This is a genomic window from Asticcacaulis sp. AC402, from assembly GCF_000495835.1.
Lineage (GTDB): Bacteria > Pseudomonadota > Alphaproteobacteria > Caulobacterales > Caulobacteraceae > Asticcacaulis.
Map to the genome: position 1 here is coordinate 13,562 of NZ_AWGC01000005.1, position 19,068 is coordinate 32,629.

Sequence of the window (19,068 nt, forward strand, 5' to 3'; positions counted from 1 at the left end):
CGACATGTCACAACCGCCCTGCTTCGGTGAGGAGCCCGATCCACACCTGGGTGAGCTCGTGCCGGGCGTCGATTTCACCCAGAGCGGCCGCAACGTAATCAGCCTGTGCCCGATCCGCCTCGTCCAGTGTTGCGGCGGATATTTTCAGGGCGGCGTCCAGCGCATCACGGACCCGAAGCTTGCCGTCGCGCAATTCTACCAGGCGGCTGTGTTTCTGCTGGCCAAGGTCGATCTGGGTCAGGGTGTTGCCCAGATAGGCGTCGAGGTCGCTCAGGGTCTTGTCATGCTGGGCCTGGGCAACCTCAAGCCCGGCCCGGGATGACGCCAGTTCTGCCCGATAGCGTCCGCCGCTCAGGATCGGCAGGCGCAGATCCAGGCCGATCCGGTCGCGCTGGCGCCAGGTTTCGCTCATACTGTCGAAGTCCTGGGCATAGAAGCCCGACAATACCAGCCGCGGCCAGCGCGCCCGCCGGGTTTCGCGAACCTGGCCTTCCGCCTGGCTGATCCGGGCGCTGGCCTGGACCCGTTTCGGATTGTCCGTCACCACGGCGGCGAGGTACTGGCCGTCGTCGGCCGCGCGCCGCGCCATCAGGTCGGTGTCGAGGCTGGCGGCGTCGACACAGGTGCTTGCGCCGGTGAGATGGTCGAGCGCTGTCTGGGCGGCCGCCAGAGCGCCCGTCTCTTCGATGACGGCGCTGTGGGCCCGGGCGCGCTCCGTCGACCAGGCTTCGACATCTTCCCGCGTCATGGCGCCGATGGCGAAACTCTCGGCCCGCCGCGGGGCATGGCTGTCCAACCGTTCGGCATAGGCGCGCAGAACCGCCAGACGCGCCTGGTGATGGGCCACGGCGGCGTAGGCTGTCGCCGTCTCCCTGGCGATATCGCGCCGGGTCCGGACGGTCTCGGCCTGGGCGGCGTCCGCTTCGGCCCTGGCTGCGGTAATAGCGCCCCCCAGGGCGAGGTCGATCAGGTTCTGGCTGGCCTGGATCCCGACCCGGTTGTCGACCTGGTTGTCGGCCAGGGCGCCGTCGCCGACGCCGGCACGAGCAAAGCTGTCGACCTGAGGGAAGAGCGGGGAGCGCGCCTGCTGATACTGGGCCTGGGCCCGGCTCGATTGGGCGTCGGCGACGCGTATGCGCGCATCATGGCCCGCAGCCTGGGCGACCGCCGTGTGCAGGGAGGGACAGGTCTGCGCCATCGCCGTCAGCGGCGCCAGAATCAGGCCGGCCAGGCAAACAAGGACCCATCTGTTCATTGCGCTACAAAGCCGCGCCGGACCACCGCAAGAAGCGGCTCGAAGAAATAGTCGATGGCGGTCCGCGTCCGCCCCGAAGCGATGAAGGCTTCCACCGGCATACCCGGGCGTACACTCAGCTGGTCGCGGCGCAGGCGCGACTGATCCAGCTCTATGCGCGCCTCATAGTAGCTGGCTCCGGTCTGCTGGTCCCGTTTCAGGTCAGCGCTGACGCCCAGCACCTTGCCGGGGATGCGCGGGGCCTTCCAGGAGTCGAAGGCCGATATCTGGGCCAGGACCGCCTGACCGTCATAGACATCGTTGCGGTCGGTCGGATTGATCCGCACCTGCGCGATCAGGGACGTGTCCTGCGGCACGATCTCCAGCAGGGGTTCGCCGGCCTGGACCACGCCGCCCAGGGTCGAAAACGCCAGGTTCAGCACAACCCCCGACCGCGGCGCCCGGATGATCTTGCGCTCGAGCACGTCGTCGGCTGCCGACAGGCGTTCACGCGTCGTCAGCAACTCGGTCTTCACCTGGACCAGTTCGGTCGAGGCATTGCGGAAGGCTTCGGCGCGGGCCCGGGCGACCTCCTGATCGACCGTCGACGCCTGCAAGCCGTCCATGGTGCTCTCGGATCTCAGCCGGCTGAGCTCGGCTTCCTGGCCGGCGACCTGACGGCGTAACTGCTGGACATGGTCGATCTTGACCATCTGCATGGCCAGCAATTGCTCGTTGAGGGCCAGTTCGTCGCGGCTGGCCTTCAGGGCCGCCTCCTGGGCCACGATCTGGCCCTGTTTCGACTGGCTGCTGCTCATCAGGTTGGACTGCCGCGCCCGCATCAGATTGCCGTCGGCGCTGAGCCAGCGCTTTTGCTGATAGAAGAGGTCGCCCTGCTGCCGGCGCAACTCGCTTTCCACGCCCGGCGCGATACCGAGACCGGACAGGTCGACCCCATCCATCTGATGGCGGCCGGCCAGAAAAGCTTCCAGCCTGGCCTGGGACAACAGCAGCCCGGCATATTCCTGCGCCGCCTGGTCGCGCTGGGCCCGGGCGCCGATATTGTCGAGTTCGAACAGGACGTCGCCCTGGCGGACACTGGCGCCCTCGCGCACCGCTATAGTGCGGATAATCCCGCCCTCCAGGTGCTGAACCTTCTTGCGGTTGTCGTCGACCGTCACCGCACCGGAGGCGACCACACCTTCGGCCAGAGGGGCAAAGGTCGCCCAGACCAGGGTTCCAGCCAGCGCGGCCAGGCACACCATGCCGTAAATGCCCGCCAGGCGATCTTTGAAAGGTTCCGCTGCAATCGTCATGACTCGGTCTCCGTCGCATAGACCGGCGTGGGCCGCGTCCGGCGGAGGTTCACCACCTCCTTCATGAAGTCCTTGCCGGTGCTGACCGTGGCCTGGCCGGCGTTCAGGCTCATTACATAGTCGGCAATCTCCAGCAGGCGCAGGTCGTGGCTGGCGACGACCACGACGTGCGCCTCCGTCTTCAGGGATTCCAGGAGCTTGCGAACGCCGGTGGCGCGGGCCAGGTCGAGATGCGCCGTCGGCTCGTCGAGCAGGATGAGCGCCGGCGTACCGAACAGGGCGCGCGCGAGCCCGATACCCTGTTTCTGACCGGCCGAAATGTGCGCGCCACCGGGGCCGACCAGGGTATCATAGCCCTGGGGCAGGCGAACAATGGCGTCGGCGCAGTGCGCCTTTTCGGCGGCGTCGTGAATCTGGGGCGGCTCCGCCGGCTGGAAGCGCGTGATGTTCTCCCACACCTTACCCGGCAAGAGTTCGACGTCCTGGGGCATATAGCCGACATGGGCGCCGCGGTCGTCGGCGTCCCAGGCATGCAGGTGGCTGCCGCCGAGGCGGACCGTTCCCGTCATTGGCGCCCAGGCCCCGGACAGGGTCTGAAGCAGCGAGGTCTTGCCCGAGCCGCTGGGGCCGACCACCACCATCAGGGATCCGGGCTCCAGGGTCAGGCTCATCCTGCCGACCAGGGCTTCGCTGGTACCGGGTGTGGCGATGGCGACGCCTTCCAGGGTCAGGCGAGCCTCCGGCCGCGGCAAGGGCAGGCTCTCGGTCCGGTCCAGCGCCCCCTCCGGCAGGCGGCGCGTCAGGCCGGCCCAGGCCTCGCGCACCCGCACAATCTGCGGCCAGGCGCCGACAATGTGATCGACCGGCCCCAGGGCGCGCGAAAGGATGATCGACGAGGCGATGATGGCGCCGGGCGAAACCTCGTGGCGTAGCGTGTAGTAGGCGCCGACCGACAGCATCAGCACCTGCAGGATCTGTCGCAGGCCGCGTGAAGCGGCCGCCAGTACGGCGGAGCGCTCGCCGACCACCAGTTGACCGTCGTGACCTTCCTGGACCAGGGTCTGCCAGCGCTGGAACGCGCGCCCGACCATGCCCATGCTGAGCACGGCATTGGCCTGGCGGCTGAGGCCTGCCAGAAAGACCTGGGCGCTGCTCTCCTTGCGGCCGATTTCGGCCGTTCCCGTCCGCGTGGTCACTTCACTGGCCACCGCCAGGCCGATCAGGACGAAGGCTCCGGTCAGCCCGACCGCGCCCATGACCGGATGGACGAAGAACAGGAGGGCGGCGAACAGGGGCGCATAGGGGGCGTCGAAAAAGGGCGCCGCACCGCCGCCGGCGATGAACTTCTGCACCGTCGCCAAGTCACCCACCGCCGCGGGTACCTCACGGCCGGGATCGGCCGATCGCATGGCGCGGGCGAACAGCCCCTGTTCGACGCGGCGGAAAAACCGCGTCCCCAACAGGGTGAAGACCCGTTTGCGGCCGGCATCGGCAATCGCATAGACACCCAGGAGCGCCGTCGCCAGCAGGGTGATCAGCAAGAGGCTGTCGACCGAGCCCGAGGTCAGGACACGGTCGTAGACCTGGATCATATGCAGGGGCGACACCAGCATCAGGATGTTGAGCGCCAGGGTGAAGCTGGCCGCCGCGGCAATGTAGCGCCGGAGGGCAAACATCTGCGTGGATACGGCGCTCGTCTGTTTTGCTCCTGCCATAGGCGTCCCTTTTTCGTTCTGTCCTACACGAGGCCGTCGAGCAGTTGCGGCATTGCATTACGCATGTCGAACTGCACCGGGTCCCCCGGCAGGTCTGGCTCGACCGGCGCGGCGTGCGGCGTACTCTCATGCGTCGCCAGCACGGCCTCCGCCAACGGTCGCACAGGATCCAGAGTCTGGGCGTCGAATTCGGAGAGGAACCGGAAGCCGCGCGCCTCGACGAAGCCGAGCTTTTCGGCGATCGAAAAGGCGTTCAGCCGCCCCACCTCCGGCCCCGGGTCGAAGACCGGCGCATCCGACAGGGCGGCCGACAGGAGATCGGCATCCGGCAGGCCGAAATCCTCGGCCAGGGCGAACAGGGCCGCCGCGGCCGTGGTCGGCGTGACCGGGGTTCCGCCGACGGTCAGTTCGGCGCCGGTCTCGACCACCACCTCGCCGCCACCGTCCAGCTCCGGCAAGGCGAGCGTGCCCTGGGCGACGTGGACCGTGCCTTCGTTATGGACCGCTATTTCGCCGGTGAGGGTGACATCCTCAACGCCCAGCTTGAGCAGAAGGCCGTCATTGAGAATCTGCGAGTCCGGCGCGCCGGAATAGAACTGCAGCCCGTCATAGACGTAGGTGCCGCCGCCCAGCTGCAACACGCCGGTGGGGCTGATGACAAGCTGAGCCGCGTGATAGGTCGTGGTAGAGTTGGCGAATTCGGCATAGCCCATGGCCAGGTAGCTGTTGCTGTTGACCAGAAGCGTCCCCGCGATCGTCAGATCATCGCCCAGCGTGCCGCCGGCCCAGGTGCCGGTCGCGCCGGTTTCGAGCGTCAGCCCGCCTTCGCTGACAAAGGTGCCGGAACGCCAGTCCAGGTTCTGGGACACCGACACAGCGCCCGTGCCGGTCACTTCGCCACCCATGATGGCGAGATGGTTGACCTGGGTGGCGCCGCCCAGCTCGACGCGGCCGTACTGGACCGTCAGGCTGTCGAAGGCCTGACCCTCGCCCAGGATGAGGGTTCCGCCCACCACCGCCAGGTCGCCGCCCGCCGACACGCTGCCGTCCGCCGCCAGAACGGCGTCACCGGAGTTCTGCAGCGAACCGTAGTCGCCCGTGCGCAGTTCGCCGTGGTTTTCCAGGTCGCCCATCAGGAAGACGCCTTCCTGGATATCGATCAGGCCGTTATTGACCAAGGTGGGACCGCCGTTGGACAACTGGCCGGTGCCCTGCTTCACGAAGGTGCCGTTGTTGACGAAGCTGGACGCCGGCGAGGTCGTATTAAGCCGGTTGTGGTTCAGGGTGGCGTAACCCAGGAAGGTCAGCATACCCGAATCGGCGATGGTCAGGTTGCCGGCATAGTCGACATACTGCGTGCCGTCATATTCGTAGCTGCCGATGGTCAGGCTGCCGCCGTTGTTGACTTCGGCCTGGCCTGCCACAACCATGTCCCGCCCGATCGACGCGTACTGCATCGTCAGCTCCGCCGTCTCGGCGACGGTCAGGGTGCCGGCGCCGCGGATGGCACCGTTCGTCCAGTCGAAGGCCTGGGTGACGGTCAAGTCGCCCGTGCCTTCGATGCGGGCGCCATTGTTGAGCTGCAGACGGCCCACCGTCACGTCGCCGGTCAGTTCGACCACGCCGCCGTTGATGATCAGTTCATCGAGCACCTGGCCGTCCTGCAGGGTCAACCGGCCGGAGGTGACCGTCACGCCGCCGGCGATTTCGAGATCGCCGCCGACCAGGCTGGAGTCGCCGACGATCTCGAAGACCGAACCTTCGGCCGTAGCCACCGTGCCGCCATTGTCGAGACTTTCGACGCGCAACCGGCCGTCCAGTACATCGATACGCCCGTTGTTGTCGAAGGTCAGGTTGCCGGTATAGGGCAGGTACGCGACGCCTTCCCCCGTCTTGATCACACTGCCGTCGTTGACGATGGCCGACACGGTGGCAGCGTTGAGGTGGTTGGCATAGACGGTGGCGTCGCCTTCCAGGGTGAAGGTCCCGCCGGCGGCTATGGTCAGGGTCGCCGGGAAGTCGACATATTCCGTACCGTTGTGTTCGTAGGTGCCGAGGCTGAAAGACCGGTTGTCACGGACGACGGCCTCGCCCGCGACGGTGGCGTCACGGACCAAGGTGCCGCCGGAAATGTCGAACAGGGCATCGGCTGCTACAGTGAGGATACCGTCGCCACCCAGCGTGCCGCCGCTCCAGTCGAAGGACCCGGTGACCGTCAGATCGCCGGCGCCTTCGATTCTGCCGCCCGACTGGGTCAGCCGGCCGATGGTGACATCACTCAGCAACTCCACGACGGCGCTGCCGCTTACGATCAGTTCGTCGACCACCTGGCCGGCATTGAGCACCAGGCGGCCCTGGCTGATCCGGATCACGCCGTCGGTATCCTCGAACTCGGTCTCGCCGAAGATTTCGAAACTGTTGTTGCCGATTTCGAAGATGCCGGAATTGACGAAATTACCCGCCCGGAAGGTGCCGTCCTGGAGTGTGAAGGTGCCCTCGTTGCGCAGATCGAGATAACCGAGCCAGTAGGTTCCGCCGGTCGCGTTGACCACGCCGCCGCCGGTCTGGGTGATGGACCCCAGATTGACCAGGCTGGACGCCGGGCTGGTTTCGGAGGCGTGGTAGTTGCTGAGCGTCGCGTCACCGAGGAAGGACAGGCTGCCCGTCGCCGTAAGGGTGACATCGGCCGGATGGTCGGTGGTCACGCCAGATAGGGTTTCATAGCCGCCGATCTCGAAGGTCGTGTTGTCGGCGATGGTGACCTGGCCGGCCAGGCTGGTATCGCGCCACAGCCGGCCGCCCGACACCGTCATGACGGCCGCATCGTCAAGGATCAGCGCGCCGTCGCCCAGGATCGTGCCGTTTTGCCAGTCGAACCTTTCGGTAACGGTCAGGTCGCCCGCGCCCTCGATGCGGCCGCTGCCGCTCAGGACGAGACGACCCACCGTAATATCGGCGGTCAGTTCCAGCACGCCGGAAACGTAAAGGACGTCGTAAGTGGTCGCTTCGCTGAGGGTCAGCCGGACGGAATCCTCGACCGAAACCTCGCCGCCGGCGACAAAGAAGTCGCCGGTGCCCGATATGGCGAAATCGCCGCGCAGTTCGGTCGTGCCCTCGCCGGACTTGACTAGGGCGCCGCTGTTCACCAGTGCGTTGTCGAGGCCATAATTGCCGAAGATATCCGAATAGGGGCCGTCAAACGCCAATTCGCCAGTGGCGGTCACCGTCAGCGTGCCGGCAACACCGGAGCCGCCGAGCGTCAGGGTGGCCCGGCTGATCACGGCGTCGCCCGACAGGTCGAAGGCGCGCGCCAGGGTCATGCCGTAGGTGTTCCAGTTGTCGCCATCCTCGGCCAGGCCGAATTGCGCCGTGGCCGCGGCCGCCAATACCGTCTTGCCGGTACCCGACATGGTGCCTCCGGACCAGTCGAGCCGGGTGGAGACGGTCAGGTCGCCGTCGCCGTTCAGGGTCCCGTTCTTGAAGATCAGGCTGGCGACCGTGGCGTCGCCGGCGACCGCGACCGTGCCGCCGTCGATCGTCACCGTACCCAGATTGTCGCCGGCATTGATGGTCAGGGTCTGGCCGCTGGTAACGATGGTGCCGGCATTGGCCGACAGTTCGGTGGCGGTGAAGCTGCCGAAGTCGCTGACCGGCGTGGTGGCGGCGATGTCGATCAGGCCGTCGGGCGCCAGGACGGCGCCGAAGCCGCCCGGGAAGACCGTGCTGCTGAGGTCAACCCCTGCGCCGATGGTGGTGACGCCGCCGCCCGACTTGATCACCGTGCCGTCGTTGATGATGGCCTGTTCGCGCAGTGGCACGCCGCCGGACGAGTTGAGATAGTGCTGGCTGACATCAGCCCGGCCGCCGGCGAAGTCGAATGTGGCGCCGGGACGGATGTGGACGGTTCCCGGTATCCTGTCATAGCCCGTGCCGTTCCACAATTGCTCGCCCAGATACAGCAGGCCGTTTTCCAGCACGACGTCGCCCGAGACATTGAAGGTGCGCGCCAGGGTCAGGGTGGCCTGGCTGGACGGCGAATCGGGATCGTCGAAGCCCAGGGTCGCGGTTGCGGCGGCGCCCAGAATCAGAGCGCCGGCCCCTCCGAAGGCGCCGCCCGTCCAGGCGAGTTCGCCGGTCACTTCCAGCGCGCCGCCGCCGGTCACCCGGCCGCCGCTGAAGGTCAGGTCGGTCACCGTCGTCGCCGCGTTAAAGCGGATCTCGCCCGAGGTGACCACCAGTTCGGCGATGGTCGCGGCGCCGGAGACGATGGCTGTGCCGCCGGCGACCACAACACGATCATAGGTCCCGTCCGGCACCATGACGGTGCCGCCGGTGATCCAAAGGGTGCCGTCACTGTCCAGGGTGCCGCCGCCGTCCAGGTCCGAGGAGTCGACGACCTGCAGCGTGCTGTCCTCGCTGACAGCGATGATTCCCGTATTGGCGAAGTCGCGCACCTTCAGGGTGCCTTCCGACACGGTGACGGTGCCGGTGTTTTCGACCGTCAGGGCGCCTGACCAGGTCAGGTGGGCCGTTCCCGGCCCCGTCTTGGTGAGGGTACCGTTATTGACCAGGCTGGATTGCGTCGGAGTGGAACCGGCCTTGTAGTTGTACAGATAGGCATCGCCTTCGAAGGCCAGCGAGCCGGAAGCGGCAATCGTCACGTTCGCCGCATGGTCGACATACTGGGTGCCGTCCCAGACATAGCTGCCGATGGTCAGCGACGCCTCGTCGGCCAGGGTCGCGTCGCCCGCGATATCGAGGTTGCGCATCAGGGTGCCGTGGCGGACGCTTAAGGTTGCGCCATCAGCCACGGTCGCCAGACCGGTACCGGCCAAGGCGGCATTACCCTGCCAGTCGAAGCTTTCGGTCATGGTCAGGTCGCCGGCGCCAGTGACGGTACCGCCGGTCAGGATCAGGTTGGCGATGGTGACGTCGCCGGCCAGGTCGACCGTGCCGCCGGTCACATACAGGGTGTCGATGACATCGCCGTCGTTCAGGACCACCGTACCGCCGGTGACGCGCAGCACGCCGTCGCCGGAGATGGCGGCAAGGTTCGACGAATCGTTGACCTCCAGCTGCGTGTCCGCTGCCAGTTCGACCGAACCGGTGCCGTCGAGCCGCGCCACCCGCATCCCGCCCGACAGGACGTCGATCGTGCCCGTGTTTTCAACGAGAAGGCCGCCGGAATAGTTGAGGTAGGCGACGTCCTGGCCAGCCTTGGTGAGGGTCCCTTGGTTGATCAGACGGGACTCCGTCGCCGAGCTGCTCGTGCGGTAGTTGTAGAGATAGGCGTCGCCTTCGAAGGTCATCTGGCCGGTTGCGGCAATGGTCAGATCGACCGCGTAGTCGACATTCTGAGTGCCGTCCCATTCGTAGCTGCCCACCGTCAGGCCGACGCCGTCCTTGATCGTGGCATCGCCGTGCACCGTCATGTCGCGCAGCAGTGTGCCATAGCCGATGGTTACCGCGGCATCGGCCGGTATGGTGACGGCGCCGCTGCCGGCCAGGGTGCCGTAGATCCAGTCGAAATGGCTGGTCACGGTCAGGTCGCCGGCGCCTTCGATGCGGGCGTTGTTGGACAGGATCAGTTCGCCGATGGTGGCGGCGCCGGCCAGTTCGACCACGCCACCGGACACCTCCAGCCGGTCGATGACCGTGCCGGCGTCCAGGACGGTGCGCCCGCCATTGACACGCACAGTACCGTCGCCGGAGACTGCGCCGGCCGGACCGAACGCAGTCTGGCCGTTCAGATCGAGAACGGCATCGACGCCGACCTCGACCGCGCCCCCCGACGTGTCGAAATCGTCGAAGCGGAGAGTACCACGGGTGAGTTGGATGACGCCGGCATTGGTGACGACGAAATCCGAACCGACGCCGAACGACAGGGATTCGCTGGTGTGCTTGACGATAGTGCCGTTATTGACCAGCGACGAGCTCTCGTCGTCCGCCGTCGCCCACGAGATCGAGGTCGAGTCCAGGCGGCTGAGATCCAGCACCCCGGTGTCACCAACGACGATGTGACCGGGGACGTCGACATACTGCGCGCCGTCCCATTCGACCTTGCCGATCGCCAGATGGCTCGACTCGGTGAAATCGGCTACACCGTCGACAACAAACGTGCCGTGAAGGGTGGGGTACTGAAGCTGAGCCTGCCCCGTTGCCGCCACGCGGAGTTCGCCGCTGCCGTCATAGGTGCCGGTCTTCCAGTCGAGCAGGCCGGTCACCGCCATGTCGCCGGCGCCGGTCAGGGCGCCGCCGTCGAAGACCAGGGTCGCGGCCTGGCCGACGCCGCCGAAGTCCAGCGTGCCGTTGTATTCCAGAACCAGGCGGCCGTTCGCCGTAATGCCATCGACGACCTCGAACAGGCCCTCGCGGACAATCAGGGTCTCGTTGCTGACGACGCGGCCGACGACCGTGTCGGCATTGACGGTGATGGTCGCCTGGCCGTCGGCATTGATCAGGACGCTGTCGTCAGCGCCCGGCACCTTGCCGGTGCTCCAGTTGGCAGCATCCTCCCAGGCACCGTCGCCATTGGCGATCCAGACGTTGGAATACTGTCCGACCGTGAAGCTGCGCGTATCAGCGCCGGTTCCGAAGGGGTTACCGGCACGGTCGAAGACCTGGCTGCGGTCCAGCGACATGTCATAGTCGCCGAGGTCTAGCTGGGGATAGGTCACCTGAACCGTCCGCCCGCCGTCCTTGAGGAAGACCTGGGTCGGAACGATGGTTTCGCCGCCGGGACCGGTCAGGTTGAAGGCGTCGGCATCGACCTCGGACAGGGCCTCATCGAAGGTGAAACGCACGGCCCGGAACAGATCGCCGACCTTGGCGCCGTCAGCCAGGGACACCTTGAGCAGGGACGGCGCAATGGTGTCGGGCACCAGTTGGATGACAATCGCTTCGGACAGGGCGACATTGCCGCCGGTATCGGTGGCGCGAACCTGGACGGTCAGGGTGGTATCGCCGCCATTGCCGGCAATGGTCGGCAGGTTGGCGCGGATGTCCCACGGATAGGTGACGTCGGCCTCGACCGGGGTGCCATTGATCAGAATCTCGACCTGACGGACCTGGACGTCGTCGCTGATGCCGACGCCCAACGAGACGGTCTGGCCTTCCTGAACCTGGCGGCCGGCGGTCAGGGGATCGACATCGACCGGCAGGCTCATCAGGGTGATGACCGGCGCGATGCCGGCTGAGTCAAAGGCCTGGAAGTTGACGACGTGGAAGTTGCCGGCGTCGTCGCCGACATAGGCAAAACCGGAACCGATGCTGACAGCCGTGGGACGGCTGTTGAGCGTGAAGCGCGTTACGAAATCACCGGTATCGGTCGCGTCGCCGGTGCGAACGACGTCGATGCCCATGGCGCCGAAGACCCCGCCCGAGGCGCCGACAGCGACCCCCAGCCCAGAACCGTTCAGCGCGATGTCCGCGCCGACAATCGCCGGATCGTCGGGGCCGCTGATCAGGACGGGTGCATCCTGGTCGCTGACATCGATCGTGGCGTAGCCCGCGGTAAAGCCCGCTTCGGCCGGAACGTACAACACGCCGTTGGCCGCGAACAGCTTGTTCGACACGATGCCGGAGAACCACGACTGACCGGAAATATCGAGACTGCCGTGCTCGATAAGGGCGTCCTCGAAGCTTTCGATCACCATCAGGTCGCCCGTGGTGGTCAGCACGTACAGCATGGCGCCATCGCGGACCATGGCCTTGACGCCGCCGTCGCTGGAATAGTCGAGGCTGGTGATCAGTTCGCCCGTGGTCAGATCGTAGGCATTCAGCGCCGATCCGACGCCTGCGAAGATGACGCCGTCGCGCACCTCGACGTGCGAGACGTTTTCGGTGACGCTGGCGATGACCACGGGTGCGGCCGGATCGGCCAAGTCGACGATGCGGATACCGCCGGAACCGGTCGCCACCGCGGCCAGGAACAGTTGCGGATCGACATCGACATCGGTCGCCGTGCCGGCCAGGTCGAGGCCGCCGGCGCGTACCGGTGTGAACGGATCGGACAGGTCGACCACGGCGATGCCGTCGGTTCCCATGGCGACCGCGGCATAGGTCACGTCGTTCTGGCGGTAGATGGTCAGTTCATTGACCTGGGCGCCCAGGTCGATACTGGCCAGGACGCCGGTCGTGGTCACGAAACCCGCCGTCGGGTCCAGGCCAAGCTTGACGGCGTTGAAATCACTGATGCCGTCGGCATTTGTGTCGCCGTTGACGAGGCTGGAGCCGATGGTGTGCTCGATATCGTCGACCAGCCCGTCGAAATCCGAGTCCTGGGCCGTCGAGGGCCGGAAGACCAGGCTGGAGGTCAGGTCCGTGCCGCGCCCGGCCGCCGCCGTGACGCCGGTGCCGGTCGCCACCAGACCCGATACCGGATCGAACACCGTAACGCGATAGTCGGTTTCCGCCGGCAGGAAGACCTCGAACCGGCCCTGGTCGTCGCTCTTCAGGCGCAGGGTGTCGCCATTGATATCGACGCTGATATAGTCGTTGCCCCAGTCGAAATAGTGCCGGCCTTCAAAGCCCGTGGCGGCCGCGCCGATTTCGATCGTCGGACGGGTGGCGTCGTTGGAGGTGATGACGATGGGGGCATGCATCAGCCCGGCCTCGGCCCCGGTGACCGAGACGCCGAAGCTGAAAGTTTCGCCATAGTCCAGGGTGATCGGGTTGGTCGCCAGGTCGGCCGGGATGCCGGTCAGGGCGAACTGAGCGGCGTTGGCACCGAGCGCGATGGCGCTAATCACCAGCGGCTGTGCCCCGTCGTTGCGCAGGGTGAATATCTCGCTATCACCGACCGTGGTACCGTCATTGACCCCACCGAGATTGTTGCCCTCATTGATCACCGTGAGATACGGCGTTGGCGACTGCGCGACACCGCTCAGTTCGACGGTGGACTGCGCCGTCGCATCGTTGCTGGTGATGACCAGTTCGCCGAAGGCCGCGCCCACGCCCGACGGATCGAAGGTCAGGATGATTCCCGCCACATCACCCGGACTGATGGTCATACCCGGCACGAATCCAGACACCTTGAAGGCGGAATTGTTCAGTTCCAGGTCATCGATGGTTACAGCTTCACTGCCATAATTGTACAGGCTTATAAGTTGATCATTTCCAGTGCTGGCATCGCCATCCGCAATCGCCGTTCCGAACTCGATCTCGCCGAACACCGCCAATTCCGTGGAGACGTTGAAAAGGCCGAGACGGGGACCTTCGATCAGATAGTGGACCGCCTCAGGCTCCTCGATATCGACTTCCGCGCTGAATCCGCCTTCTGTGATGATGTTGGCGATAAAATAGCTGGCGATAGTCTGGGATTGCGCGAGCGTATATTTGAGGTCCGCCGACATCAATAGCGCGGTTGAGGTCTGTGTTCTGAATTCCAGCGAACCGCCGAGCCGCGACGGCGGCCGGCCGGCGTGTCCCATCATCAGGTCCAGGGTGTTGCCCGGCCCGGTCTGCCGCGTGAACGGCGCTCCCATCGCATCGGTAAACTCCTTGTAGGAGTGCGCCAGGCTGAGCGTGTGGCCGTATTCGTGCGCCGCCGTTTCAGCCAGCATCCGCACAAAGGCCGCGCGCGGGTCGGCCTCGCTTAACAAATTCCACAATTCCGGATGAGAATCCGGGTGCACGTCGACATAGCCATCGGCCCCCAGGTTGCCATTGAACGTCAAGTTCATCAGGTTGTCGAGGCGGAAAGCCGTTTCCGCCTTGTTGTAGGTGTTGGCGTTGGCGTCGGTCGCCAGTTGCCGGAAGGCTTCGCTGAAGACGTTATCGACGCCGCCGGCGCGGCTGGACGTGCCATACAGCCCGCTGACCTTCTCGGCACCGTTGGCATGCGTGCTGAAGACAATACCGATATCTGCGGTTAAGGGTTGTGAGCCGTACTTGATCCCCTTTGCGAACGGTGTGTAGAAGGCTTTGACAGCGTCGACGACAGCCTGCGCCAGATCGTCGCGTTCATTCGGCTTGGCGGTTGTGCCATCGTCTTCCAGGTTGTCGAAAAGCTTGCGTTCGGCGGCCGTGACGCGGGTGTAGTCGACATTGGCATTCGTGCCCGTCATGATCGCTTCAAAGGCCGATACGATCGTCGCCTTGTCGACATAGAAATACTGACCGGCTGTCGCTTCACCTTCCAGGGCGACCCGACCGGCTTCCGTTCCGTCATCGGGATTCTTGACAATCAGGCTGTCCGTCCAAACGTTGCTGGAAGCTCCCGTGGTGGTCGGATCGAACCAAAGCTGGCCGCTGGCTGTCGCGTTGTAAAAGTGGCTGCCGTCCGCCAGCTCTATCGTAGGCAGATAACCGATCTTCTCCAGCCCATTGCTTCGATATTCCCCGCCAGCGCCGTCGGCAACGACCTTGGTGAAGGCCGTCTTGCCATCGATGTGATTGTCGTCGGTTGCATCGACAAAGCGCGACGCAAAGATCTCTTCCGTCGATATGGTCTGGTTGCCGTCTGCATCCTGAACCGTTTCCGTAATGATGATCTTGGAGCCATAGAGCTTGTTGAGATCTATATTCTTGATCCCGCCAGCGCCGAGCATCTCCTCGAAGGTCTTCATCGAGAAGGCGAACCCGCGTTCGGCATTGGTACCGGCGCGCAGGGTGAATTCCTGATTGACGAGGTCGAGATTGCCGGCCTTCTTGGCGAAATCGGCCAGGGCCCCGACGATCTCGATCTTGACATTGATCCACGGTTGCTCCTGATCGTCGAGATCGGGCGCCGGCGTGTCGCACTCGCCGTTGTCGTTGGGATCGGGCGGGGTGTCCGGCAATTCGTCCGGCGCCTTCCACTCTCTCTTGAAACGGATGCCACCTTCGCCATTATGATTGTACAGCGGCAGGGTGGTGTATTCCGTCGGCAGGACCTCGGCGTCCGGATCGACCTCTTCCGGCTCCAGCGGCGGGCCGCCGGCGCAGCCATTGCCGCCCGGCGGCGTCAGGCCGTGCCAACCCGGCTTGGTGATGCCGGTGCCGGGATCGGTGACCACAGTGAGGCCGTCGGCCGACACCGTCGCGGTCCCCTCGATAACCAGGCGTCCGGTGGTGTGATCGAACGACAGGAAGTTGAGCTGGGTCCCCGGCGCGGCGTTGAAGACATTGGGGAAGGTCAGTTGCGCCGGTTCGGTGAAGACCGCCGATCCCGGCGCCTGGATGGTAATGTCGAACGTGTGTTCCAGCACGCCCGGCGGCAGCATATCGCGCACCAGTTCCGGCGGAACCGTGCTGACCCCGACCATGGCATTGGTGACCGGATCGCCGTTTTCATCAACCAGCGAACCCGGCTGGATGACCAGCTTGAGCTGATCGGCCTGCTCGGCGCTGAGGCCATAGCTGCCGCTGGGCTTCAGCGTGACCTCGGTGGTTTCGGTCGCGCTGACGGCTTGCAGGATATCGTTGCTCAGGCGCGGCAAATAGGCCTCGCCGCGGCCAAGATGGGCCAGTTGTTCCTCCGTCCCGCCCAGGCCCATGGCATCCATCAGGGTGTTGGCCTGACCCGGACGGATGTTCACATCCATGACCATTTCCGGGTAGAAGGCGCCGGCCGGGGCATTGGTGGCCGTGCGGCCGTCGATGACCACCTTCACATTGCCCGCCGGCACCTCGGTCAGGGTGAAACTGCCAGTCGCATCGGTGAAGACCGCCTCGTACTCACGGCCGATGATATAGACCTTTACCCCGGCCAACCGCTCGAGGAAGACGTCGTCCGCCGTATAGGGCGTGCCGTCCGGTCCGGCGCGGAAGTCATCGAAGGTCATCGGCTTCAGGTCATTGCCTGGACCGACGATGAAGCCCGACAGAGTGGTTCCAGCTACTGCCTCGGTGCTGACTGTCTCAAAGCTGGAGGCCCAGTCGCCGCCCGCCGTTCCGTCGTCATTGCCGTCGAGCACCTGGTTGTCGGCGGAGCGGATGGAATCGCCATCCAGCCGGACGGTGAAGGTTTCCGACCCTTTCAGCGCCTCGTCGAAGAACAGATAGGCGGTATGGTTGTCTTCCGCCAGGACGATACGCGCCGGTACCTTTGCGCCGCTGGAATCCTCGGCGTAGAAGTTGGCAGAAGTCAGGGTGTCGGGATCAACCGGACGCGAGAAGGTGATCTGAGGCCTTTGGGTGACGCCGACCTGCTGGGCGCCGTCACCCGGAGTCAGGCTGACGATCGTAAACGGCGTCACCGTCGTCAGCGTGAAGTCCAGGGTCTGGGTCGTGACATTGCCGGCGCTGTCGCGCGCCGTCACCGTCAGTTCGTGGTCTCCCGCCGCCAGGGCATTGAGATTGAACGGCCGGTCGAAGGCGCCGCTGTCGGGATTGAAGGCGAGGGGCGCGGTGGCGCCGTCATCGACGCTGTAGCTCAGTTGCACCAGGTCTGAGCCCGTGGGATCGGCGGTACCGGTCAGCCGCGCCCCAGCGGTGAGGTCGGCACCGTCAGAGAAGCCGGTGAATGTAATCACCGGCGCTACCGCATCGCGGGTGAAATCGAAACTCACCGTCGTGCTGTTGCCTATTGCGTCGACGGCGGTCAGCAACACGCTGTGCGCGCCGTCGATCAGGCTGTTGAGCGGCAGAACGAAGCGACCCTGGGCGTCGGTGGTCAGGGACAATGGGTCGCCCCCGTCGATGCGGGCCGTCAGCCCGGCCAGGCCGCTCAGCGGATCGAGGGCCTGGCCTTCCAGCGTGAGGTCGCCGGCGACGACCGCACCGCTGTCGCGCGCCAGGGCGATGACCGGCGGTGTGCGGTCCTGCGGCGACAGGAAGGCATTGAGCGTATTCTGGGCGACAGCGCGGCCGATCTCCTGGCCTTCCTGATTGGAAAACTCGAAATGGATGCCGCCATAAATGCGTGAACGGCCGGCCTCCTCGGCGGCGTCTTCGAAGCTGTCGAAGCTGCGCGTGACGCCCGGCGTACTGGAACTGCCGGTGGTAAAGGCATAGTCCTCGCCGAAAACCGCGGTCAGAATTCCCGCCGCTGCCGCCGAATAGGTCGAGTGGCCGGAGACATATTCCGGATGTGCCGGACTGATCAACAGCGGTCGCCAGTCGTCGACATCGTCGGTCAAGGCATTACCGTCGTATTCGGCATCGCGGACGGCCTCGACCGGGCGCCAGTATTCATAGGCAAATTTTGTGTCCCAGGCGGCGATGCCGGCATCGGCCGCGGCGACGTTCAGCATGGCAAAAAGGCGGGCATTGGCCGAAAGGCTGTTACCTTCGGCGGCTGCTACCTGGGCGGCGATCAAGTTCCACATGCCGGCCGGGGTTTCCGTTCCGCCGCCGGCCTGCCAGAAGCGCGCCATCAGTTTCTGGTCCGCCGTGCGTTCGGTCGACTCGGCGCCGCCTATGGCGATCAGTTCGTTCAGCGCCGCAGCATATTCTTCGCTGGTCAGGGCGGGCGGGCCGTCGCCACGGAACTGGTCCGGCGACGACAGGGCAAACGGCGTCAGGTCGGCAAACTGCGGTGTTTCCGCGGGCGCGTACATCGGCTCGGTCGGCGACCACTGTCCGGGGGTATCGCCGCCTTCGACTCGCAGATAGTCGTCCCAACCGTCGGCATTGCGCAGCGCCACGACCATCTCGCCGATCTGTTCACCCAGGGCGCGGCCAGCAACGACCGCCGGTCCGGTCAGGCCGGTCAGCGCCGTGGCAAGGGTCGCTTCGAGAAAGGTGACCTGACGTGGAAACAGGTAGGACAGGGTCTCAAAAGAGGCGTAGGCAACAGCCGCCGCTGCGTTGGCGCCGGGGGCCGCCTCGGCGGCAACCATAAACGGCGCCGTTCCGTCGATCGCAGCGACGGCGTCATAGACGGCCAGGCTCTGGGTCGCCATCGCCCGGGTGGCGAATCCGGGCGTCAGCGCTTCGCGCACGATCAGTTGCATCAGGATCGAATGCCAGTACAGCACCGGATCGGTGCCCCCTTCGGCGGCCTGGGTGATGACCAGGGTTGTCTGGCTGCTGTTGCCGGCGGCATCGGACAGGGTGAGAAGGATGGTGTTGGCGCCCTCGCCGAGCGCCAGGTCCGCCAGCTTGAAATTGCCCGCCGCATTGACCAGGGCCTCGCGTGTTGCGCCGCCGACCTCGCCGCGAACGGTGGTCAGGGCTTCGCCGCTGCCGACGACGTCGACCCGCATGGCGCCGGTCGTCAGGTCACCGGCCGTCCCGGTATCCGACGTCGCCGCCAGACCCGACGCACCCAGGGTCGGCGCCGTCTGGTCGAGATCGAGCGTGACCTGGGTAGTCTTGCTCTGGCCGACACTGTCGCGATAGGTCAGGGTGAAGGCATGGTCGCCTTCGTCCAGGGTTGTGCCTAACGCCGTCTCGATGGCGGTCTGCGACAGGGTGAAGCGGCCGTCGGCGCCGATCGATGTGCTGATATTGGCTGTGACGCCGGGGGTGCCGTCATGGCTGAGAGTCAATTGATGAAAAGGGAGAAGATCAGTGATCTGTCCCTTGAGCGCGGCATCGTTGGTGATGCCATCGCTGTCGCTGTGGCCGCTGTCGTTGTTGAGCTGCGCCGAAAGGGTGATCGGTCCGGGCGGGGCCTCGACGACGTCCGTCACCGTGACGGCCACCGCGACATCCGCCGTATGGACACCATCGCTGACCCGGATCGTCACCTCATAGACATTGTTGCCGCCGGCATCGCCTGGCGCTTCGAAATTAGGCGCCGCCAGGAAGCTCAATGTCCCCGTCGCCGCATCGACAGCAAACAGCGCAACATCAGCCCCGCCGGTCAAGGTGTAGGTCAGGGCATCGCCCTCGGCATCTACCGCGGCGGCCACGTAACCCGTAGCCGTCAGATTTT

Annotated in this window: 4 protein-coding genes; all 4 read right to left on the reverse strand. The window is 65.5% G+C overall.

Annotation, left to right across the window (positions count from 1 at the left end; translation table 11 throughout):
• Positions 1 to 7 precede the first annotated feature (7 nt).
• Genes ABAC402_RS23515 through ABAC402_RS23530 form a run of 4 tightly spaced genes read right to left on the reverse strand, consistent with a single transcriptional unit; the run spans position 8 to position 19,045 of the window.
• Positions 8 to 1,255 carry a TolC family protein gene (locus ABAC402_RS23515; protein ID WP_023448105.1) on the reverse strand — a complete coding sequence of 416 codons (1,248 nt, stop codon included), beginning with the start codon at positions 1,253 to 1,255 and terminating at the stop codon, positions 8 to 10.
• The gene (locus ABAC402_RS23520; RefSeq protein ID WP_023448106.1) at positions 1,252 to 2,550 is read right to left on the reverse strand and encodes an HlyD family type I secretion periplasmic adaptor subunit; all 1,299 of its coding nucleotides are present in this window, start codon (positions 2,548 to 2,550) and stop codon (positions 1,252 to 1,254) included. The genes ABAC402_RS23515 and ABAC402_RS23520 overlap by 4 nt, the downstream gene beginning before the upstream one ends.
• A complete protein-coding gene (locus tag ABAC402_RS23525; protein ID WP_155847290.1) occupies positions 2,547 to 4,265 on the reverse strand; it encodes a type I secretion system permease/ATPase in 1,719 nt (572 codons plus the stop codon). The genes ABAC402_RS23520 and ABAC402_RS23525 overlap by 4 nt, the downstream gene beginning before the upstream one ends.
• Positions 4,266 to 4,288: 23 nt before the next feature.
• On the reverse strand, positions 4,289 to 19,045 hold the full coding sequence (locus ABAC402_RS23530) for an Ig-like domain-containing protein (RefSeq protein ID WP_040409795.1): 14,757 nt from the start codon (positions 19,043 to 19,045) through the stop codon (positions 4,289 to 4,291).
• Positions 19,046 to 19,068 lie beyond the last annotated feature (23 nt).